Here is a 21,535-nt window from a genome sequence, read left to right as displayed (position 1 = left end):
GGAAGCCCGGCGCTCTCTCGCTCGTCGGGCCTCCCGCGGGGGTGGTTCAGAGGGTGATGAGGCCCTGGGTCTTCGTGCGCGCGGCGTCGAAGCGCGCCTGCGCGTCCTGCCAGTTCACGATGTTCCAGAACGCCTTCACGTAGTCCGCCTTGACGTTGAGGTAGTCGAGGTAGAACGCGTGCTCCCACATGTCGAGCATGAGGATGGGCTGCGTGCCGACGGGCACGTTGCCCTGCTGGTCGAACAGCTGGAAGATGTTCAGTCGCTCCGCGATCGAGTCCCAGGCGAGCACCGACCAGCCCGAGCCCTGGATGGCCGTGGCGTTCGCGGTGAAGTGGGCCTGGAACTTGGCGTGGTCGCCGAAGAACTCCGCGATCGCCGCCGAGAGCTCGCCCTCGGGCTCGCCGCCGCCGTCGCCCGACAGGTTGTTCCAGAAGATCGTGTGGTTCGTGTGGCCGCCGAGGTGGAACGCGAGGTCCTTCTCGAGCTTCGTGATGGCACCGAACTCGCCGGCGTCGCGGGCGGCGGCGAGCTGCTCGAGCGCGGTGTTCGCACCGTCGACGTACGTCTTGTGGTGCTTGTCGTGGTGCAGCTCCATGATCTTGGCGCTGATGTGGGGCTCGAGGGCTGCGTAGTCGTACGGCAGCTCGGGCAGGGTGTAGACGGTCATGCGTGTCTCCTTCGATCGTCGATGGGCATTCGCGGACGTCTCGTACTGCGATCCTAGCCGCGCAGATGTTCCCGCGACGGGGCGTTGCGCGGGACTCAGTCGAGCTCGGGGACGCTCGCCTCGGTGTCGGGGATGCCGCGATCCTCGGCCGTCTTGTCGGCGAGCGCGAGCAGGCGTCGGATGCGGCCTGCGACGGCGTCCTTCGTCATGGGCGGGTCGGCGCGGCGACCGAGGTCGTCGAGCGACGCGTCGCGGTGGTCGAGGCGGAGCCTCCCGGCGTACGCGAGGTGCTCGGGCGTCTCGTCCCCGAGGATCTCGAGGGCGCGCTCGACCCTGGCGCACGCGGCGACGGCCGCCTGCGCGCTGCGGCGCAGGTTGGCGTCGTCGAAGTTCACGAGGCGGTTCGCGTTCGCGCGCACCTCGCGCTGCTGCCGCAGCTGCATCCACGACTCGACGGTGTCGCTGGCGCCCATGGCCGAGAGCAGGCGCGAGATCGGCTCGGTGTCGCGCACGATGACGCGGTGCACGCCGCGCACCTCGCGCGACTTCGCGGGCACGCCGAGCCGCTGCGCGGCGCCGACGATCGCCATGGCGGCCTCGCTGCCGGGGCTCGCGATCTCGAGCGCTGCGGACCGACCGGGGTCGGTGAGCGAGCCGTGCGCGAGGAACGCGCCGCGCCACACGGCGGCGAGGTCCTCGAGGGATCCCGTCGTGAGGCGGTTCGGCAGGCCCCGCACCGGGCGGCGACGAGCGTCGAGCAGGCCGGTCTGGCGCGCGAGTGTCTCGCCCTGCGCGACGACGCGCACGAGGTATGCGCGCTGCCGGGAGCCGCCCGAGATCACCGCGATCTCGGCGCGCACCCCGTAGAGGTCGAGCAGGTCGCGTCCCAGGCGGCGCGCGATCGCGGCGGACTCGACCTCGCTCTCCACCGCCACGCGGCCGGAGATGACGTGGAGCCCGCCCGAGAAGCGCAGCAGCGAGGCGACCTCCGCTGCTCTCGCTTGCGGTCGCTGCACGCGCACGCGTGCGAGCTCCTCCTTGACGTCGTGCGTCAGGGTCACGTCACTCCCTTCCCAGGTCTCGGTGCTGCACCGTCACCGACACGCCGGAGTCGGCGAGGCGGGCGGCGAGATGCTCGGACATCGCGACGGAGCGGTGCTTGCCGCCCGTGCATCCGATGCCGAGCACGGCGTATCGCTTGTTCTCTCTGGCGTAGCCGGCCAGGACCGGCTTGAGCGCCTCGAGGTACGCGTCGGCGAACTCCGACGCGCCCTCCTGCGCGAGCACGTAGTCGCGGACCGCCTCGTCGAGGCCCGTGTGCGCCTTGAGCTCCGGCTGCCAGAACGGGTTCGGCAGGAAGCGCATGTCGGCGATGAGGTCGGCGTCCGGCGGCGTGCCGTACTTGAACCCGAAGGAGAGCACGGTCAGGCGCACCTGATCCTCGCGCTCGCGCGAGAAGCGGTCGCGGACGCGGTTCGTGAGCTCGTGCACGTTGATGTCGCTCGTGTCGAGCAGCACGTCGGCCACGTCGCGGATGCCGGACAGGCGCGCGCGCTCCGTGCGGATGCCGTCGAGGATCGTGCCGTCGCCCTGCAGCGGATGCGGGCGACGCACGGCCTCGAAGCGGCGCACGAGCGTCGCGTCGGAGGCCTCGAGGTAGACGACCGTGATGGGCATCTCGGTGCGCAGCGTCTCGATGAGGCGCATGGCGTCGTCGAACAGCACGCCGCCGCGCACGTCGACGACGATCGCGAGGCGCTGCAGCTGCTCGGACGCGGCCGGCACGAGGTCGACCAGCTGGCGCAGCATGATGGGCGGCAGGTTGTCGACCACGTAGTAGCCGAGATCCTCGAGTGCGTTCGCGACAGTGGATCGACCAGCACCCGACATGCCGGTGATGATGAGCACCTCGCGCGCAGTCACGATCCCCCTCGTCCTTCGTCCTCCACCGTATCGGTTCTCAGGGAGGCGAAGACCTGCTCGGCGAGCTTGGCGCCGATGCCCTGGACCTCGGCGATCTCGTCGGGCGACGCCGCGCGCACCCGCTTCGCGGAGCCGAAGTGCTTGAGCAGCCTGCGCACGCGCTCCTCGCCGAGACCCGGGATCGCCGAGAGCTCGCTCTGGATCGCGCTCGAGCGCTGCTGGCGCTGGAAGGTGATGGCGAAGCGGTGCGCCTCGTCGCGCAGGCGCTGCACGAGGTAGAGCGACTCGCTGGTGCGCGGCAGGATCACGGGGTGGTCGTCGCCGGGCAGCCACAGCTCCTCGAGGCGCTTCGCGATGCCGGCGATCGCGATCGACGCACCCGCCTCGCGCACGGCGCGCGCAGCGGCGGCGACCTGCGGCTGGCCGCCGTCGACGAGCAGCAGCTGCGGCGGATACGCGAACCGCGAACGCCCCTCGGACGCCTCGGGATCGCCCTCGACGAGGTAGCGCAGACGCCGCGACAGCACCTGGTGCATCGCGTCGGTGTCGTCGGCCGCCTGGGCGACCTTGAACTTGCGGTACTGGTCCTTGCGCGGCAGCCCGTCCTCGAAGACGACCATCGACGCGACGATGCCCGTGCCGCCGAGATGCGAGACGTCGAAGCATTCGATGCGCAGCGGCGCCTCGGTCATCCCGATCGCCTCCTGCAGGTCGGCGAGCGCCGCCGACCGCGAGCCGTAGTCGCTCGTGCGGCGCGTCTTCGCGACCTGCAGCGCGTGGGACGCGTTGGCCAACGCGGAGTCGGCGAGCTGCTTGCGGTCGCCGCGCTGCGGCACCCGCAGTCGCACGGCGCCCCGCAGGCCGTGCGCCTCGCGACGCTCGCCGAGCCACGTCTCGACCTCGTCGGCGCTCTCGGGCAGCGTGGGCACGAGCACGTCGCGCGGCGGGGCGTCGCTGCCCTGGTACGCGACGCGCAGCATCTGGCTCGACAGCTCCGCCGGCGTCATGTCGAGCTCGGTGTCGACGACCCAGGAGCGCGTGCCGCGGATGCGACCGCCGCGCACCGAGAACAGGTGCACCGCCGCCGAGAGCTCGTCCTGCACCGTGCCGAACACGTCGGCGTCGATGCCGTCGGAGAGCACGACCGACGTCTTCGACAGCACGTTCTCGAGCGCCAGCATCTGGTCGCGCAGCGTCGCGGCGCGCTCGAACTCGTGCCTCGCGCTCGCCTGCTGCATCCGCTGGCGCACGTCGTCGACGACGCGCTCGTCGCGACCGCCCATGAACTCGGCGAGCCCCTCGGCGATCTCGCGGTGCTCGTCCTTCGTGACGCGGCCGACGCACGGCGCCGAGCACTTGCCGATGTCGCCGAGCAGGCACGGGCGGTTCGAGCGCTCGGCCTTGCGATAGATCGTCGACGAGCACGTGCGCACCGGGAAGGCCTTGAGCAGCACGTCGAGCGTCTCGCGGATCGCCCACGTCTTCGCGTACGGCCCGAAGTAGCGGGCGCCGCGGATGTCGTGGTTGCGCGTGACCATCGCACGCGGCACCTCGTCGCCGAAGGTGACCGCGAGGTACGGGTACGACTTGTCGTCGCGGAACTGCACGTTGAACGGCGGCTCGAACTCCTTGATCCACGTGTACTCGAGCTCGAGCGCCTCGAGCTCGGAGCCCACGATCGTCCACTCGACGCGCGCCGCCGAGAGCACCATGCGTCGCGTGCGCTCGTGCAGCGATCGCAGCGGCTGGAAGTAGTTCGAGAGCCGCTGACGGAGGTTCTTCGCCTTGCCGACGTAGAGGACGCGCTCGTGCTCGTCGCGGAACCGGTACACGCCCGGCCGAGTGGGGATCTCCCCCGGCCGTGGCTTGTACGGGACGGTGTCGGCCATCTAGAGGACGCTCGCCATCAGATGCTCGACGTCACAGGAACCGCGCCATCACAGGATCTCTGCCAGGAACCTGCCCGTGTGGCTCGCCTCGATCGTCGCGAGGTGCTCGGGCGTGCCCTGGCCCACGAGGGTGCCACCGCCCGAGCCGCCCTCGGGGCCGAGGTCGATGAGCCAGTCCGCCGACTTGATGACGTCGAGCGAGTGCTCGATCGTCAGCACGGTGTTGCCCTTCTCGACGAGGCTCTCGAGCACCGCGAGCAGCTTGCGCACGTCCTCGAAGTGCAGGCCGGTGGTGGGCTCGTCGAGCACGTAGATCGAGCGACCGTTCGAGCGCTTCTGCAGCTCGGTCGCGAGCTTGACGCGCTGCGCCTCGCCGCCCGACAGCGTGGTGGCCGACTGGCCCAGCCGCACGTAGCCGAGGCCGACGTCGACGAGCGTCTTCAGGTAGCGGTGGATCGACGAGATCGCCTCGAAGAAGTCCGCGGCCTCCTCGATCGGCATGTCGAGCACCTCGGCGATCGACTTGCCCTTGTAGTGCACCGAGAGCGTGTCGCGGTTGTAGCGCGCGCCCTCGCAGACCTCGCACGCGACGTAGACGTCGGGCAGGAAGTTCATCTCGATCTTGATCGTGCCGTCGCCCTGGCAGTGCTCGCAGCGACCGCCCTTGACGTTGAACGAGAAGCGCCCGGGCAGGTAGCCGCGCGTCTTCGCCTCGGTCGTCTCGGAGAACAGCACGCGGATCTTGTCGAAGACGCCCGTGTACGTCGCGGGGTTCGAACGGGGCGTGCGCCCGATGGGCGCCTGGTCGACGTGCACGACCTTGTCGAGGTGCTCGAGGCCCGTGACGCGGCGGTGCCTCGCGGGCACCTGCTTGGCGCCGTTGAGGCCGTTGGCGAGCACCTTGTAGAGGATGTCGTTGATGAGCGAGGACTTGCCGGAGCCCGAGACGCCCGTCACCGCGACGAACATGCCCAGCGGCACGTCGACGTCGATGCCCTGCAGGTTGTTCGCCCGCGCGCCCTCGATGCGCAGCATGCGCGCGGGGTCGACGGCACGGCGCTTCGCGGGCACCGCGATCGACTCGCGACCCGCGAGGAAGTCGCCCGTGATCGACCGCGGGTTGGCGAGCAGCTCGTCGTAGGTGCCCGAGTGCACGATCTCGCCGCCGTGCTCGCCGGCGCGCGGACCGACGTCGACGATCCAGTCGGCCGTGCGGATCGTGTCCTCGTCGTGCTCGACGACGATGAGCGTGTTGCCGAGGTCGCGCAGGTTCACGAGCGACTCGATGAGGCGACGGTTGTCGCGCTGGTGCAGGCCGATCGACGGCTCGTCGAGCACGTAGAGCACGCCCGTGAGGCCCGAGCCGATCTGCGTCGCGAGGCGGATGCGCTGCGCCTCGCCACCCGAGAGCGTGCCAGCGGCGCGCGCGAGCGAGAGGTACTGCAGCCCGACCTGGATGAGGAACGACAGGCGCGCGCGGATCTCGCGCAGCACGGCCGCGGCGATCTTGGTCTCGCGGTCGGTGAGGTCGAGCGTGTCCATGAACTCCGCCGCGTCGGCGAGGCTCATGTCGGTCACCGACGAGATCGAGTGGCCGTGCACGAGCACCGAGAGCACCTCGGGCATGAGGCGCGCGCCGCCGCAGTCGGGGCACGGCACCTCGCGCAGGTACTCGCCGTGCTTCGAGCGCGACCAGTCGCTGTCCGCCTCCATGAACTTGCGGTGCACGTAGGGCATGAGGCCCTCGTAGCCGGAGTTGTAGGAGAGCGTGCGACCGTAGCGGTTGCGCCACTTGACCGTGACGTTGCCCTCGGAGCCGCGCAGCACGACCTCGCGCACGTCCTCCCCGAGGTCGGCCCACGGGGTGTCGAGCGAGAAGTCGAGCTCCTTCGCGAGCCCCTTCATGAGGCGCTCGAAGTACGTGTACAGGCCCTTGCCCGTCTGCGTCCACGGCAGCAGCACGCCCTCGGCGATCGACAGCTCGGGGTCGCCGAGCACGAGGTCCTCGTCGACGGCCATCTTCGTGCCGAGGCCGTCGCACGTCTTGCAGGAGCCGAACGGCGCGTTGAACGAGAACGTGCGCGGCTCGATCTCGGTGAGCGTGACGGGATGGCGGTTGGGGCACGACAGCTTCTCGCTGAACGTGCGCGTGCCGGCCGCGGAGTCGTCGTCGACGAAGTCGACCGTGACCAGGCCGTCGGCCAGGCGCAGCGCCGTCTCGAGCGAGTCGGTGAGGCGCGTGAGGATGTCGGGGCCTGCGACGAGGCGGTCGACCACGACCGCGATGTCGTGCTTGACCTGCTTCTTGAGCGCGGGCGCCTCGGCGAGCTGCACGACCTCGCCGTCGATGACGGCGCGCGAGTAGCCGGTCGCCACGAGGTTGCGGATGAGGTCGGCGAACTCGCCCTTCTTCTGCTGCACGACGGGCGCGAGCAGCTGGTAGCGCGTGCGCTCGCCGAGCTCCATGAGCTCGTCGGCGATCTGCTGCACCGTCTGGCGCTGGATGCGCTCGCCGCAGACGGCGCAGTGCGGGATGCCGATGCGCGCCCAGAGCAGGCGCATGTAGTCGTACACCTCGGTGATGGTGCCGACGGTCGAGCGGGGATTGCGGTTCGTCGACTTCTGGTCGATCGAGACCGCGGGGCTGAGCCCCTCGATGAAGTCGACGTCGGGGCGGTCGACCTGGCCGAGGAACTGGCGCGCGTAGGCGGAGAGGGACTCGACGTAGCGGCGCTGGCCCTCGGCGAAGATCGTGTCGAACGCGAGCGACGACTTGCCCGATCCCGACAGCCCCGTGAACACGACGAGGGCGTCGCGCGGGATGGCGAGGTCGACGTCCTTGAGGTTGTGGACGCGGGCGCCCTTGACGCTCAGCTGCGGCGTGTCGGGGTCCAGCGAGGACGCCACGGCGCGGTGGGAGGCGATGTCGACGGTCACCAGTCGAGCCTACGACCGACCACCGACACGATCCGACGGGTTCGCGCCGGGCGCAGCGACGGGGCCGGCACTCGGCCGGCCCCGTCGAGCGTCGTCGCGCGCTGCGCGGTCAGGATGCCGCCTCGGCCGCCTCGGCAGCCTCGAGCTCGGTGTCGGCCGACTCCGCGGCGATGGTGCCGGACGCGTCCTCGAGGTGCGCGCGCAGGAACCACTGGAACTGCTCGAGCCCGCGGATCTGCTCGACCGCGAGGTCCTCGGACATCGCATCGATCTCGCCGAGCCGTGCCTGCACCGTGCGGTAGTCGGCGATGACGCCGTCGTACACGAGGTTCAGCGCAGCGATGTGCGCCTGCGTGGGTGCGCGGTGGACGGAGTAGTCGTCCCACGTGCGATCCGCGACGATCGCGCCCGGCAGGCCGTTCGGCGACAGGCCGAGGGTGGCGATGCGCTCGGCGAGGTCGTCGACCCATCCCCGCACGAGCTCGATCTGCGGGTCGAGCATCTCGTGCACCCCGATGAACTGCGGGCCGACCACGTTCCAGTGGGCGTGCTTCAGCGTGAGCTGCAGATCGTTGAGCGCGTGCAGGCGGTCCTGCAGGAGGCGCGCCGCCTCGTGGCCCTCGCTGAGCGACAGACCGGGCACCGTGTACGCGGCCTCATCGAGCTTCGAGCTGGTGACGTTCGTCATGGGAGGCTCCTTCCATCTCGTCGTGCTCAACGCTGCCAGCACGGCGCGGCTTCCGCGGGGCCTTGACGAGACCGAGCGCTGCACCCATGGCGCAGCCGGCTCAGGCGATGCGGCCCAGCGCATCGCCGATCGCGGTCGTCGCACCCTCCTCGATCCCGCGCGCCAGCGCGCCCGCGCGGTGCGCGACGACCGTCGTCTCCATCTTCATGGCGTCGAGCACGGCGACGGCGTCGCCCTCGGCGACCGTCGCGCCGTCGTCGACGAGCCATCGCACGAGCGTGCCGGGCACGGGGGCCTCGAGCACGGCCTCGTCGCGCGCGGCGGATGCGGGTGCTCCCCCGCCGCCCGCGCCGGCCGCGGCGGCGAGCAGCGCATCCGGCAGCCCCAGCACCACCCGTCGGCCGTCGACCTCGATCGCGATGCGGCGCAGCGCTTCCTGCGGTGCGGGTGCCGGGCGCAGCTGCGGCTCGAGCCGCGGCATGAGCTCCGCCTCGATCCACTGCGTCGACACCGCGAACGCGTCGGTCGAGAAGGCGGGCTCGTCGAGCACCGCGAGGGCGAACGGCGCGACGGTCGCGACGCCCTCGACCTCGAGCTCGCCGATCGCGCGACGCAGGCGCACGAGGGCGGCGTCGCGATCGGGCGCGTGCACGACGAGCTTCGCGGCGAGCGAGTCGAAGGCGGCCTCGACGCGGTCGCCCGCCTCGACGCCCGCATCCCACCGCACGCCGGGCCCGCCGGGCACGCGCAGTCGCTCGATGCGGCCGGGGCTCGGCAGGAAGCCCCGCCCGGGGTCCTCGGCGTTGACACGCAGCTCGATCGCGTGGCCGACGGGCTCCGGGGTCTCGGCGAACGAGATGCCCCGTCCCTCGGCGATGCGCAGCTGCTCGCGCACGAGGTCGGTGCCCGTGACCATCTCGGTGACGGGGTGCTCGACCTGCAGGCGCGTGTTGACCTCGAGGAACGCGATCGTGCCGTCGCTCGCGAGCAGGAACTCGACCGTGCCAGCTCCCCGGTAGTCGACGGCGGCGCAGATGTCGCGCGCGGCCTCGTGGATGCGGGTGCGCTGCTCGGCCGTGAGGCCCGGCGCCGGCGCCTCCTCGACGAGCTTCTGGCTCCGGCGCTGCAGCGAGCAGTCGCGGTCGCCCACGACGACGACGGTGCCACGACCGTCGCCGAGCACCTGCGCCTCGACGTGCCGCGGGTGCTCGAGGTAGCGCTCGACGAAGCACTCGCCGCGGCCGAAGGCGCCGACGGCCTCGCGCGACGCCGCCTCGAAGGCGTCCGGCACCTCCTCGAGCGTGCGTGCGATGCGCATGCCGCGCCCGCCGCCGCCGAACGCCGCCTTCACGACGACCGGCAGGCCGTGCTGCCTCGCGAACGCGACCGCCTCGTCCGCGTCCTCGAGCGGGCGATCGATGCCGGGCGCGAGCGGTGCGCCGGCGGCGATCGCGATGCGTCGCGCCGACACCTTGTCGCCGAGCCGCTCGATGCTCTCGGGCGTCGGCCCGATCCACGTGAGCCCCGCCTCCTCGACGGCGCGCGCGAAGTCGGCGCTCTCGGAGAGGAAGCCGTAGCCGGGATGCACGGCATCGGCGCCCGCGGCGCGCGCGGCGGCGAGCAGCGAGGGGATGTCGAGGTACGTCGCCGCGGCCGTCGTGCCGTCGAGCGCCACCGCCGCGTCGGCGACGCGCACGTGCATGGCGTCGACGTCCTGGTCGGCGTACACGGCGACCGATCGGATGCCGGCCTCGGCGCACGCGCGCGCGACGCGCACGGCGATCTCGCCGCGGTTGGCGATGAGCACGGTCTGGATGGTCATGCCTGGTCTCCTGCGTGGACGATGCGGAATCGGATGCGCGCGCCGGGTGGCAGCTGCCCCGCGAGGTCGAGGTCGGCGTCGACGACGGCGCCGACGATCGGGTAGCCGCCCGTGAGCGGATGGTCGGCGAGGAAGAGCACGGGCTGGCCGTCGGGCGGCACCTGGATGGCGCCCGTGACGGCGCCCTCGCTGGGCAGCTCGCCGTCGACGGCCCGCTCGAGCGGCGCTCCTGCGAGGCGCACGCCGACGCGGTCGGAGCGCGGCGTGACCTCCCATGCCTGGCCCACGAGCGTGTGGAGCGCGGCCGGCGCGAACCAGTCGTCGCGAGGACCGAGCACGATGCGCAGCACCGCCTCGTCGCCGGGGGCGGGCAGGTCGCGCGCCGGCGCTGCGATGGGCTCGACGGCGTGCGGGGCCGCCGCGGCGCCGCGCAGCGGCAGCACGGCACCCGCGACGAGCGGCTCGGGGCCGAGCCCGGCCAGCGTGTCGGTCGCGAGGCTGCCCAGCACGGGCTCGAGGGCGATGCCGCCGCGGATGGCGACGATGGCGCGGAGGCCAGCGCGCACGGCGCCGATGCGCAGCTCGTCGCCGTCGTCGAGCGCGAACGGCGTGCCGTGCGTCGGCGTCGCGGTGCCCGCGGCACCCTCGACCGTCGCGTCGGCGACGCTGCCCGCGAGCGCGACGACCGCCGCGCCGCGCGCACGCAGCAGGGCACCGCCGCCGGCGAGCTCGAGCACCGCGGCGTCGGCGTCGTTGCCGACGGCCCTGTTGGCGTCGCGCATCGCCGTGCGATCGGCGACGCCCGACTGGCTCACGCCCGTCGCGGCCATCGCCGGACGGCCGAGGTCCTGCACGAGCAGTTGCAGGCCGGGTCGCACGACCTCGAGCGCATGCGTCGCCTCGACCGCGGGGCGCTCGGCGGGAGCCGCGACGACGAGCTCGCGCGCGACGCGCTCGAAGCGCACTGTCGCGCCGGGCGACAGCAGGGCGGGCTCGTCGCGCTCGAGGTCCCACATCCGCGCGTCCGTCGTGCCGATGAGCTGCCAGCCGCCAGGGCTCTCGCGCGGGTAGACGCCCGAGAACGCCCCGGCCAGGCCGACGGAGCCCGCGGGGATGCGCGTGCGCGGGCTCGACCGGCGCGGCACCTGGAAGAGGTCGTCGTCGCCCACGAGGTAGCCGAAGCCGGGCGCGTAGCCCGTGAACGCGACCGTCCATGTCGCCGACCGGTGCCGCGCGACGACCTCGTCGACCGAGACCGACAGCAGGCCGGCGACCTCGTCGAGGTCCTGGCCGTCGTAGCGCACGGGGATCGTGACGACGACATCGCTCGCGACGCGCTCGTCGGCGGGCTCGACGGCGAGCAGGCGCTCCGACAGCGCGTCGGCATCGACGACGCGCGGATCGAAGCGCACGAGGATCGTGCGGGCGGCGGGCACGAGCTCGGTGACGCCGGGGAGGGCCGCATCGCGCAGTCGCGGCAGCAGCCGCATCGACTCGTCGAGGTCGGCGGCCTCGAGCATGAGCGCCGTGTCGGCGGCGGCGAGGATGCGGGTCATGCCGCGTACGCCGCGTCGGGCACGTCGAGCAGCAGCATGTGCCCGGGCGCGTGCGTGATCGCGAACGGCGGACGCGACGCCATGATCGCCGCCTGCGGCGTCACGCCGCACGCCCAGAAGACCGGCACCTCGCCGTCGCGCACGACGGGGGCGTCGCCGAAGTCGGGGTGGTCGAGGTCGATGCCGAGCGCAGCCGGCTCCCCCACGTGCACGGGCGCGCCGTGCACGGCCGGGAAGCGGCCCGAGATCGTCACGGCATCCGCGACGCGGTCGGCGGGGATGGGGCGCATGGACACGACGAGCTCGCCGGAGAGGCGCCCGGCAGGCGCGCAGTCGCGGTTCGTGCGGTACATCGGCACGTTGCGACCGAGCTCCTGATGGCGGATGGGGATGCCCGCGTCGGCGAGGCCGGCCTCGAACGTGAACGAGCAGCCGATGAGGAAGGCGACGAGCGGCTGCTCGGCCCAGGCGGTCGTCGCGTCGGCGACCTCCTCGACGAGCTCGCCGTCGCGCCAGACCCGGTAGGCGGGGATGTCGGTGCGGAGGTCGGCTCCCGGGGCCAGTCGCGGCTCGTACGCTCCCGCCTCGACCACCTCGAGCACGGGGCACGGCTTCGGGTTGCGCTGCGCGAACAGCAGCATGTCGAAGGCCCAGTCCTCGGGCACCGCGATGAGGTTCGCCTGCACCAGGCCGTGGGCGACGCCGCTCGTCGGCGCGACGAGCCCGCCGCGGTACGAGGAGCGCGCCTCGCGCGCCTGGGCGAGCTGCACCGCCGTCGCGACGGCGCTCATCGCATGCCCGCGAACGGTGCGATCGTCACGCCCGCCGCCTCGAGCGCGGCACGGGTGGCCTCGGCCATGGCGATGGCGCCCGGGCTGTCGCCATGCACGCAGATCGACTCGGCGCGCACCGCGACGTCGGAGCCGTCGATCGCCTGCACGACGCCCTCCTGCGCGAGCCGGACCATGCGCGCAGCGACCGCATCCGCGTCGTGCAGCACCGATCCCTCCTGCGTCCGCGCGACGAGATGGCCGTCGGGCGCGTAGGCGCGGTCGGCGAACGCCTCGGCCGCCGTCGCGAGCCCCGCGGCCTCGGCGACGTCGAGCACGACGCCGCCGGCGAGGCCCAGCAGCGCGAGCGACGGATCGATGGCCCGCACGGCGGCGACGACGACCCTCGCCTGCCGCTCGTCGCGCGCGATCGCGTTGTAGAGCGCGCCGTGCGGCTTGACGTAGACCATGCGCCCGCCCGCCGACGATGCGAGCGCGCCGAGGGCGCCGAGCTGGTACTCGACGTGCGCCTGCAGCGTCGCGTCGTCGACGTCCATGTCCCGGCGTCCGAAGCCCTCGTAGTCGCGGTAGCCCGGGTGGGCGCCGATCGCGACGCCGCGCCGGACGGCCTCGACGAGCGTCGCGCGGATGCCCTCGGGGCTGCCCGCGTGGAAGCCGCACGCCACGTTCGCGCTCGTCACGACGCGCAGCATGGCCGCGTCGTCGCCGACGATCCGTTCGGGGACGTTCTCGCCGAGGTCGGAGTTCAGGTCGATGGCGGGCATGCGTGCTCCTTACGCGGTGAGGAAGGCGAAGATCGGGCCGACCGACACGGCGCCCATGTACCAGGTGAGCGCCGTCGCGAGCGTGCCGATGACGAGCAGCCACACCGGGTACCGGTAGCCGCCGAGCACGTCCTTCTGCCGGAACCAGCCGATGTACATGAAGATCGTGAGGCCGATGGGGAGGATGAGGCCGTTGAACCCGCCGACGAAGACGAGCAGCGCCGCCGGGGCCGTGCCGATGAGCAGGTACACGATGAGCGAGACGACGATGAACGCGACGGTCGCGAGCTGGAGCGGCCAGCCGCCCCTGAGCGTCCTCGAGAACACCGACAGGAACGTCGCCGACGTGTACGCGGCACCGATGACCGACGTGATGGCCGCGGCCCAGAAGATGAAGCCGAAGATGCGGAAGCCCGCGTCGCCGAGCACGGCGGCGAACGCTGCGCCGGCCGGGTTGGCACCCTGCCCCGACACGTCGATGACGACGCCCGAGGCGACGACGCCGAGGATGGCGAGGAAGAGCACGTAGCGCATGACGCCGGTGACGAGGATGCCCTGGAACGACGCGCGATGCACGTCCCGCACGTGCGCGGGGCCCGTGAGGCCCGACTCGAGGTAGCGATGCGCACCCGCGTAGGTGATGTAGCCGCCGACGGTGCCGCCGACGATGGTCGTGATCGTGGCGAAGTTCAGCTCGTCGGGCACGAACGTCTGGCGGAACGCGTCGCCGATCGGCGGGTTCGAGACGATCGCGACGACGATCGTCATGAGGATCATGCCGACGCCGAGCACCATGACGACGACGTCGACGACGCGTCCCGCCCGCTTGAACAGGAAGATGCAGATCGCCAGCAGACCGGTGAGGAGCCCGCCGATCTTCGCATCGATGCCGAGCAGCGCGTTGAGACCGAGGCCGCCGCCGGCGATGTTGCCGATGTTGAACGCGAGGCCGCCGATGACGATGAGCACCGCGAGCACATGGCCGGAGAAGGGCACGGCGCTGTTCGCGAGGTCGCCTGCGCGCTTGCCCGAGACCGTGATCATGCGCCAGATGTTCATCTGCACCGCGAGGTCGATGAGGATCGACACGAGGATCGCGAAGGCGAAGGCGGCACCGAGCGTCGCGGTGAAGGTGGCGGTCTGGGTGATGAAGCCCGGCCCGATCGCCGAGGTCGCCATGAGGAAGATCGCGCCGAGGATTGGACCTCGGCGACGCTTGGCGAAGGCCTTCGCCGTCTCGGCGGGCGTCGCCTCGGCGGACTGCTGCGAATCGGTCACGAGCGTTCCCATCGTCGTCGGTGGGCTCTGGCGATGCGGGTGCGTCGCTGGGCAGAGCCTACGGTTCGTAGGACAGCATCGCAATGATTGTTCAACAATGTGGGTCGATCATGTTTCGATCCTGTTGCAGATGCTCCGACGATCCGAGGAAGCCGCGCGTAGCATCGGGGCATGAGCGACACGACCCTCGCCGACGCCCTGCGCGCGCGCATCATCGCGGGCGAGTTCGCGCCCGGCGAGCGGCTCTCGGAGACGAGCCTCGCTGCTCGGCTCGACGTCTCGCGCAACACGCTGCGCGAGGCGTTCCGGGTGCTCGCGCAGCACGGGCTCGTCGAGCACGTGCCGAATCGCGGCGTCTCGGTCGCCTCCCCCACGACCGCCGACGTCGTCGACATCTACCGTGCACGCAGGCAGATCGAGTGCGGCATCCTGCGCGACGCGTCGGCCCTGCACCCGAGCGTCGCCGTGATGCGCGAGGAGCTCGAGCGGGCCGAGGCCGGCGTCGAGGCCGGCGACTGGCCCGTGGTCGCCGCCGCGAACATGGGCTTCCATCGCGCGCTCGTCGCGCTGTCCGACAGCCCGCGGCTCGAGCGCACGCACGAGCAGCTGCTCGCCGAGCTGCGCCTCGCGTTCCTCGCGATCGCCGACTTCGAGTCGCTGCATCGCCCGTTCGTGACCCGCAATCGCGCCGTGCTCGACGCGCTCGTCGACCGTGGCCCGCAGGCCGCCGCCGACGAGCTCGAGGACTACCTGACGGAGTCCGAGCGCCGCGTGCTCGGGGCCTACGCGCGACTCGGTCGCGGCTGATCCGCGCAGCGGCCGCGGATCAGCCCGCCTCGCGCAGCTGCCGCAGGTCGCGCTTCAGGTCGTGCAGCTCGTCGCGGATGCGCGCGGCGAGCTCGAACTTCAGCTCGCCCGCCGCCTCCGACATCTGCGCCGACAGGTCGGCGATGATCTGCTCCAGCTGCGCCGGGCCGTCGAGGCTGGACCGGTCGTTCGCGAGCCGCGGCGTCGGCGCACCGCGCTTCGCGCCCGAGAGCAGCTCGGCGGTGTCGGCCTCCTCGCGCGCGAGCATGGCCGTGATGTCGCCGATCTTCTTGCGCAGCGGCTGCGGGTCGATGCCGTGCTCGACGTTGTACGCCTGCTGGATCTCGCGACGGCGCTCCGTCTCCTCCATCGCCAGCGCCATCGAGTCGGTGATCTTCGAGGCGTACATGTGCACCTCGCCCGAGACGTTGCGCGCGGCGCGACCGATCGTCTGGATGAGCGACGTCGACGAGCGCAGGAAGCCCTCCTTGTCGGCGTCGAGGATCGCGACGAGCGACACCTCGGGCAGGTCGAGGCCCTCGCGCAGCAGGTTGATGCCGACGAGCACGTCGAAGACGCCGGCGCGCAGCTGCGTGAGCAGCTCGACGCGGCGAAGCGTGTCGACGTCGGAGTGCAGGTAGCGCACCCGCACGCCCGCGTCGGTGAGGTACTCGGTGAGCTCCTCGGCCATGCGCTTCGTGAGCGTCGTGACGAGCACGCGCTCGTCGCGCTCGGCACGCACGCGGATCTCCTCGAGCAGGTCGTCGATCTGCCCCTCGACGGGCTTGACGACCAGCTTGGGGTCGACGAGGCCCGTGGGGCGGATGATCTGCTCGACGATCGTGTCGGCGCGCTCGCGCTCGTAGCGGGCGGGCGTCGCGGACAGGTACACGGTCTGGCCGACGCGGTCGAGGAACTCGTCGAACTTCAGCGGCCGGTTGTCGAGCGCGGACGGCAGGCGGAAGCCGTGCTCGACGAGCGTGCGCTTGCGGCTCGCGTCGCCCTCGTACATCGCGCCGATCTGCGGCACGGTCACGTGGCTCTCGTCGATGACGACGAGGAAGTCGTCGGGGAAGTAGTCGAGCAGGCAGTCGGGCGCCTCGCCTGGCTCGCGGCCGTCGATGTGGCGCGAGTAGTTCTCGATGCCCGAGCAGAATCCGATCTGCTCCATCATCTCGAGGTCGAACGTCGTGCGCATGCGCAGGCGCTGCGCCTCGAGCAGCCTGCCCTGGCGCTCGAGGTCGGCGAGGCGCTCGTCGAGCTCGAGGCGGATGCGCTCCATCGCGCGGTGCATGCGGTCGGTGCCCGACACGTAGTGGCTGCCGGGGAAGACCGACACGGCGTCGAGCCGCTGGATGACCTCGCCCGTGAGCGGGTGCAGGGTCGAGATCGACTCGATCTCGTCGCCGAAGAGCTCGATGCGGATCGCATGCTCCTCGTACATGGGGATGATCTCGATGGTGTCGCCGCGCACGCGGAAGGTGCCGCGCTGGAAGGCCACGTCGTTGCGCTGGTACTGCATGCTCACGAAGCGGCGCAGCAGCTCCTGCCGGTCGATGCGCATGCCGACCTGCAGCGCGATCATGGCCTCGAGGTACTCGGCGGGCGAGCCGAGGCCGTAGATGCACGACACGGTCGAGACGACGATGACGTCGCGGCGCGACAGCAGCGCGTTCGTGGCCGAGTGGCGCAGGCGCTCGACCTCGGCGTTCAGCGACGAGTCCTTCTCGATGAAGGTGTCCGTCTGCGGCACGTACGCCTCGGGCTGGTAGTAGTCGTAGTACGAGACGAAGTACTCGACGGCGTTGTTCGGCAGCAGCTCGCGGAACTCGTTCGCGAGCTGCGCGGCGAGCGTCTTGTTGTGCGCGAGCACGAGCGTCGGCCGCTGCACCTCCTCGACGAGCCACGCGGTCGTCGCCGACTTGCCCGTGCCGGTCGCGCCGAGCAGCACGATGTCGGTCTCGCCACGGTTCACGGCAGCCGCGAGCTCGGCGATCGCCTTCGGCTGGTCGCCGGAGGGCTGGTACTCGGACTCGACCTTGAAGGGCCGCACGGCGCGCGTCGGTTCCATGCTCTCGAGCCTAGGAGCGACCTCCGACAGAGCCTGCATCCTGGCGGTACGCCTCCAGCGATCGGGCGGGCTCGAGCCGCCAGCCGCCCGTGATGCGCTGCACCGAGCCGCGCGGGCCGAACTCGTAGCGGATGGGCTCGCCCACCGTGCCGTAGCCGCCGGCGTCGTCCGCGCGCAGCGTCGACTCGTCGAGCACCGTGAGGCGCTGCGCCTCCGCCATCGGACGCGCGGCACCCGGCGGGATCGCGTAGAGCGCGTCGCCGAGCCGCACGACGTCGACGAGCTGCCACGGGCTCTGGAAGCGTCCCGTGAAGCGCATGAGGTCGACGCGGCGCGCGCCGCGCACGGGCTCCATGGACGCCGAGCCGTGCTCGGGCACGTCGTGGCCGGACGGCATCGCCAGGTCGTCGGCCTCGCGCCGCTGCGTCGCCATGAGGATCTCGACGATGCCCTCCGCGAGCTCGGCGGCAGGGCCGTCGATCGCGTTCGTCAGCACGCTCACGGCGATGCCGAGCCGCGGCTCGAAGAGCGTGCGCGTGATCTGGCCCGGCCAGCCGCCACCGTGGCCGAGCCACGTGCGGCCGGCGACCTGGCGCAGCTGCATGCCGAGGCCGTAGCCGGCGGGCACGCCGTCGCGATCGACCGTGGACCACTGCTGCTGGCCCATCCATCGCTTCGAGCGGTCGTCGAGCAGCTCGCCCGACCCGAGGAAGTGCGCGGCGGCGAACCGCACGAGCTCCGCGGCGGTCGACGTCACGCCCGTCGCCGCCGCGAGCGAGCCCGAGGAGGGGCTCTCGAGCACCGCTCGCGTCATGCTCGTGTGGAGGCCCGAGTGCGACGACACGTGCTTCGCGCTCTTGCGCACGTCGACGTCGGGCACCGTGCGGGTGAGGCCCAGCGGCTTCACGACGCCCTCGCGCACCGCATCCTCGTACCGGCCGCCCGTGACGGCCTCGACGACGAGCCCGAGGATGCCGAAGCCGACGTTCGAGTACTTGAAGCTGGTCGCCGACGGCAGGACGTCGAGCGGCTCGGCGAGGATCGCGTCGAGCTCGAGCGCGTCGGGGAACGGCTTCTGCAGCGACCAGAACGTCGTGTCGGCCGAGTCGCGCGTGATGCCGGAGCCGTGGCTCAGCAGCTCGCGGATCGTGACGTGCTCGGCGCCCGTGCCGAGCAGCTGGGGCACGTGCGCGCTCGCGAGGTCGTCGAGGCGCAGGCGACCCTGCTCGACGAGCTGCAGCACGACCGTCGCCGCGAGCATCTTGGAGTGGCTCGCGACGCGGAACTGGTGGGTCGCCGTGAGGCGCTCCCCCGTCGTGACGTCGGCGACGCCGAACGCCTTCGACATCCGCAGCCCGCCGCCGAACCAGATCGCGACCTGCGCACCGGGCACGCGCGTGCGCCAGACGCGGTACTCGATCCAGCTCACGAGGTAGTCGAGCGCCGCCCTCGCAGCGATCGACGCGTCGGACTCCTTCACCATGCCGTCCCCTCCTCGATCGCCCGCCACAGCGCGTCGACCTGCGCGACCGTCTCGTCCATCGTGCCCGACGTGTCGACGACGACGTCGGCGACCGCGAGCCGCTCGTCGTCGGTCGCCTGCGAGCGCACGCGTCGCTCGGCCTCCTCCTGCGCGATGCCGCGCAGCTCGACGAGGCGCGCGATGCGCTGCTCGGCGGGTGCGTGCGCGACGACGATCGCGTCGAACGCGTGCGGCACGCGCGCCTCGACGAGCAGCGGCACGTCGTAGACCACGACGGCGCCCGGATCGTCGGCGTGCGCGGCGATGCGCTCGGCGACGCGCGCCTGGATCGCCGGATGCGTGATGCGCTCGAGGTCGCGGCGCGCCTCGGGATCCGCGAAGACGATGGCGCCGAGCGCCGGCCGGTCGAGCGCTCCGTCGACGACGACGTGGTCGCCGAATCGCGACGCGATGCTCGCGAGCGCCGGCTCCCCCGGCTCGACGACCTCGCGTGCCACGCGATCCGCGTCGATGACGATGGCGCCGTGCTCGGCCAGCCGAGCGGCGACGGTGGACTTGCCCGCGGCGATGCCGCCGGTGAGGCCGATGAGTCGCATCGACCCATCATCCCAGGTCTCGAGGACGACGCGGGGCTAGCATCGCGATCGAGGGGGACGCACCCCCGATGGGAGGCCTGCCATGCTCGAGCTCCTCACCGGCTCCGGACTGGCCGCGGCAGCCGGCATGAACGCCTACATCCCGCTGCTGGCGATCGGCGTGGCGAATCGATTCCTGCCCGGCCTCATGCAGCTGCCCGCCGGATGGCAGTGGCTGTCGAACGAGTGGGTGCTCGGCATCGTCGCCGTGCTGCTCGTCGTCGAGATCGTCGCAGACAAGATCCCCGCCGTCGACACCGTCAACGACGTGCTGCAGACGATCGTGCGACCCACGGCCGGCGGCCTCGTGTTCGGCTCGTCGTCGACCGCATCGACCCTCGCCGTCACCGACCCCGCCGAGTTCTTCGCCTCGAACCAGTGGGTGCCGATCGTGGTCGGCGCCGTCATCGCGCTCGCGGTCCACGGCACGAAGATGGCCGTGCGTCCGATCGCGAACGTCGCGACCGGCGGCACCGCCGCACCCGTCATCTCCACGTTCGAGGACGTCGGCGCCGTGGGCATGACCGTGCTGGCGATCGTGATGCCCGTGCTCGTCGTCGTCGGCATCGTCGTGCTCGTCGCGATCGCGATCGCGATCGTGCGCCGAGGCCGGCGCGGCTCCGGCGTGCCGCTGCAGGAGCCACCGGCTCCGTCGACCGCCTAGCGCGCCGTCCGCGCATGCGACGAGGGCCGCATCCCCGTGGGGATGCGGCCCTCGAACGTTGGGCGGAGAAGCGTCAGTCGGTGCGACCCGTGAGCTTCTCGCGGAGCGCTGCGAGCGCCTCGTCGTCGGCCAGCGTGCCGCCGCCGTTCGACTCGGACGAGTAGCTCGAGCCCGTCGACGCGCCAGCGGCGACGTCTGCGGCCTCGACCTCGCGAGCGTTCTTGACCTGCTCCTTGTGCGACTCCCAGCGAGCCTGGGCAGCCGCGTACTCGGCCTCCCATGCCTCGCGCTGGGCGTCGAAGCCCTCGCGCCACTCGTTGGTCTCGGCGTCGAAGCCCTCGGGGAACTTGTAGTTGCCCTGCTCGTCGTACTCGGCGAGCATGCCGTAGAGCGCGGGGTCGAACTCCGTGGCCTCGGGGTCGACGTCGAAGTTCGCCTGCTTGAGCGACAGCGAGATGCGACGACGCTCGAGGTCGATGTCGATGATCTTGACGAAGACCTCGTCGTTGACCGACACGACCTGGTCGGCGGTCTCGACGTGCTTCTCGGAGAGCTCCGAGATGTGCACGAGACCCTCGATGCCGTCTGCGACGCGCACGAACGCACCGAACGTGACGAGCTTCGTGACCTTGCCCGGTGCGAGCTGACCGATCGCGTGGGTGCGGGCGAAGACCTGCCACGGGTCCTCCTGCGTCGCCTTGAGCGACAGCGAGACGCGCTCGCGGTCGCGCTCGACGGTGAGGACCTCGACCGTGACCTCCTGGCCGACCTCGACGACCTCGGAGGCGTGCTCGATGTGCTTCCACGAGAGCTCCGAGACGTGCACGAGGCCGTCGACGCCGCCGAGGTCGACGAATGCGCCGAAGTTGACGATCGACGAGACGACGCCCTTGCGGATCTGGCCCTTCTGGAGCCCGTCGAGGAACTGGCTGCGCGACTCCGACTGCGTCTGCTCGAGCAGCGCACGGCGCGAGAGCACCACGTTGTTGCGGTTCTTGTCGAGCTCGAGGATCTTCGCCTCGATCTCCTGGCCGAGGTACGGCGTGAGGTCGCGGACGCGGCGCAGCTCGATGAGCGATGCCGGGAGGAAGCCGCGGAGGCCGATGTCGACGATGAGGCCGCCCTTGACGACCTCGATGACCGAGCCGGTCACGACGCCGTCGGTCTCCTTGATCTTCTCGACGTCGCCCCATGCACGCTCGTACTGGGCACGCTTCTTGGAGAGGATCAGACGACCCTCCTTGTCCTCCTTCTGGAGGACGAGCGCCTCGACGGCGTCGCCGACCTCGACGACCTCGGTGGGGTCGACGTCGTGCTTGATGGAGAGCTCGCGCGAGGGGATGACGCCCTCGGTCTTGTAGCCCACGTCGAGAAGGACCTCATCGCGGTCGATCTTGACGACGGTGCCCTCGATCAGGTCGCCATCGTTGAAGAACTTCAGGGTCTTCTCGACGGCGGCCATGAAGTCGTCGGCGCTGCCGATGTCGTTCACGGCGACCTGCTTCGGGGCCTTGGTCGTTGCAGTGGTCATGTGGTGTTGGTTGCCTTCGGTTCGGA

The 21,535-nt window shown here is 71.5% G+C and carries 17 protein-coding genes; 2 read left to right on the top strand and 15 right to left on the bottom strand.

Annotation, left to right across the window (positions count from 1 at the left end):
* Nucleotides 1-46: 46 nt before the first annotated feature.
* The 11 genes from FS793_RS01930 to FS793_RS01880 all read right to left on the bottom strand — a co-directional run bounded on the left by FS793_RS01930 (nt 47) and on the right by FS793_RS01880 (nt 14,330).
* Nucleotides 47-670 carry a superoxide dismutase gene (locus FS793_RS01930; protein WP_144717990.1) on the bottom strand — a complete coding sequence of 208 codons (624 nt, stop codon included), beginning with the start codon at nt 668-670 and terminating at the stop codon, nt 47-49.
* A 95-nt stretch (nt 671-765) separates the two neighbouring features.
* On the bottom strand, nt 766-1,731 hold the full coding sequence (gene whiA, locus FS793_RS01925) for a DNA-binding protein WhiA (RefSeq protein WP_092501428.1): 966 nt from the start codon (nt 1,729-1,731) through the stop codon (nt 766-768).
* A 1-nt stretch (nt 1,732) separates the two neighbouring features.
* Nucleotides 1,733-2,593 carry an RNase adapter RapZ gene (gene rapZ, locus FS793_RS01920; protein WP_260979977.1) on the bottom strand — a complete coding sequence of 287 codons (861 nt, stop codon included), beginning with the start codon at nt 2,591-2,593 and terminating at the stop codon, nt 1,733-1,735.
* Complete coding sequence (uvrC, locus tag FS793_RS01915; RefSeq protein ID WP_144717988.1) at nt 2,590-4,482, bottom strand: excinuclease ABC subunit UvrC; 1,893 nt, start codon at nt 4,480-4,482, stop codon at nt 2,590-2,592. Before uvrC ends, rapZ begins: the two co-directional genes overlap by 4 nt.
* A 48-nt stretch (nt 4,483-4,530) precedes the next feature.
* Complete coding sequence (gene uvrA / locus FS793_RS01910) at nt 4,531-7,389, bottom strand: excinuclease ABC subunit UvrA (protein WP_144719719.1); 2,859 nt, start codon at nt 7,387-7,389, stop codon at nt 4,531-4,533.
* A gap of 139 nt (nt 7,390-7,528) precedes the next feature.
* Entirely contained in the window at nt 7,529-8,107 is a 579-nt protein-coding gene (locus FS793_RS01905) for a Dps family protein (RefSeq protein ID WP_144717986.1), read from the bottom strand.
* A gap of 100 nt (nt 8,108-8,207) precedes the next feature.
* On the bottom strand, nt 8,208-9,923 hold the full coding sequence (locus FS793_RS01900) for an acetyl/propionyl/methylcrotonyl-CoA carboxylase subunit alpha (RefSeq protein WP_144719718.1): 1,716 nt from the start codon (nt 9,921-9,923) through the stop codon (nt 8,208-8,210).
* 2 nt (nt 9,924-9,925) lie between these two features.
* Nucleotides 9,926-11,485 carry an urea amidolyase family protein gene (locus tag FS793_RS01895; protein ID WP_144717984.1) on the bottom strand — a complete coding sequence of 520 codons (1,560 nt, stop codon included), beginning with the start codon at nt 11,483-11,485 and terminating at the stop codon, nt 9,926-9,928.
* The gene (locus FS793_RS01890) at nt 11,482-12,276 is read right to left on the bottom strand and encodes a putative hydro-lyase (RefSeq protein ID WP_144717982.1); all 795 of its coding nucleotides are present in this window, start codon (nt 12,274-12,276) and stop codon (nt 11,482-11,484) included. The genes FS793_RS01895 and FS793_RS01890 overlap by 4 nt, the downstream gene beginning before the upstream one ends.
* On the bottom strand, nt 12,273-13,040 hold the full coding sequence (locus tag FS793_RS01885; RefSeq protein ID WP_144717980.1) for a LamB/YcsF family protein: 768 nt from the start codon (nt 13,038-13,040) through the stop codon (nt 12,273-12,275). Before FS793_RS01885 ends, FS793_RS01890 begins: the two co-directional genes overlap by 4 nt.
* A 9-nt stretch (nt 13,041-13,049) precedes the next feature.
* Nucleotides 13,050-14,330: an NRAMP family divalent metal transporter gene (locus tag FS793_RS01880; RefSeq protein ID WP_144717978.1), complete on the bottom strand. Its 1,281-nt coding sequence runs from the start codon at nt 14,328-14,330 to the stop codon at nt 13,050-13,052.
* Between the two features lie 159 nt (nt 14,331-14,489).
* Between FS793_RS01880 and FS793_RS01875 the strand changes: the two genes are divergently transcribed.
* The gene (locus FS793_RS01875) at nt 14,490-15,125 is read left to right on the top strand and encodes a GntR family transcriptional regulator (protein WP_144717976.1); all 636 of its coding nucleotides are present in this window, start codon (nt 14,490-14,492) and stop codon (nt 15,123-15,125) included.
* A 19-nt stretch (nt 15,126-15,144) separates the two neighbouring features.
* Here the strand turns inward: FS793_RS01875 and uvrB are convergent, their stop codons facing one another.
* Genes uvrB through coaE form a run of 3 tightly spaced genes read right to left on the bottom strand, consistent with a single transcriptional unit; the run spans nt 15,145 to nt 19,275 of the window.
* Nucleotides 15,145-17,196 (bottom strand): excinuclease ABC subunit UvrB, encoded by a 2,052-nt coding sequence (gene uvrB, locus FS793_RS01870; protein ID WP_144717974.1) that lies wholly within the window; start codon nt 17,194-17,196, stop codon nt 15,145-15,147.
* A gap of 10 nt (nt 17,197-17,206) precedes the next feature.
* The gene (locus tag FS793_RS01865) at nt 17,207-18,679 is read right to left on the bottom strand and encodes a serine hydrolase domain-containing protein (protein WP_144717972.1); all 1,473 of its coding nucleotides are present in this window, start codon (nt 18,677-18,679) and stop codon (nt 17,207-17,209) included.
* Nucleotides 18,673-19,275: a dephospho-CoA kinase gene (gene coaE, locus FS793_RS01860; protein WP_144717970.1), complete on the bottom strand. Its 603-nt coding sequence runs from the start codon at nt 19,273-19,275 to the stop codon at nt 18,673-18,675. The genes FS793_RS01865 and coaE overlap by 7 nt, the downstream gene beginning before the upstream one ends.
* 82 nt (nt 19,276-19,357) lie before the next feature.
* Here coaE and FS793_RS01855 point away from each other — a divergent pair, with 82 nt between their 5' ends.
* Nucleotides 19,358-19,978: a DUF4126 domain-containing protein gene (locus FS793_RS01855; protein ID WP_144717968.1), complete on the top strand. Its 621-nt coding sequence runs from the start codon at nt 19,358-19,360 to the stop codon at nt 19,976-19,978.
* 73 nt (nt 19,979-20,051) lie between these two features.
* Here FS793_RS01855 and rpsA read toward each other — a convergent pair whose 3' ends face one another.
* Entirely contained in the window at nt 20,052-21,509 is a 1,458-nt protein-coding gene (gene rpsA / locus FS793_RS01850; protein WP_144717966.1) for a 30S ribosomal protein S1, read from the bottom strand.
* Nucleotides 21,510-21,535: the final 26 nt, after the last annotated feature.

The sequence above is a fragment of the Agrococcus jejuensis genome, assembly GCF_007679035.1.
Classification (GTDB): domain Bacteria; phylum Actinomycetota; class Actinomycetes; order Actinomycetales; family Microbacteriaceae; genus Agrococcus; species Agrococcus jejuensis_A.
The sequence above is the reverse complement of the archived record's forward strand: the minus strand, read 5'-3'. Positions and strand labels throughout refer to the sequence as shown.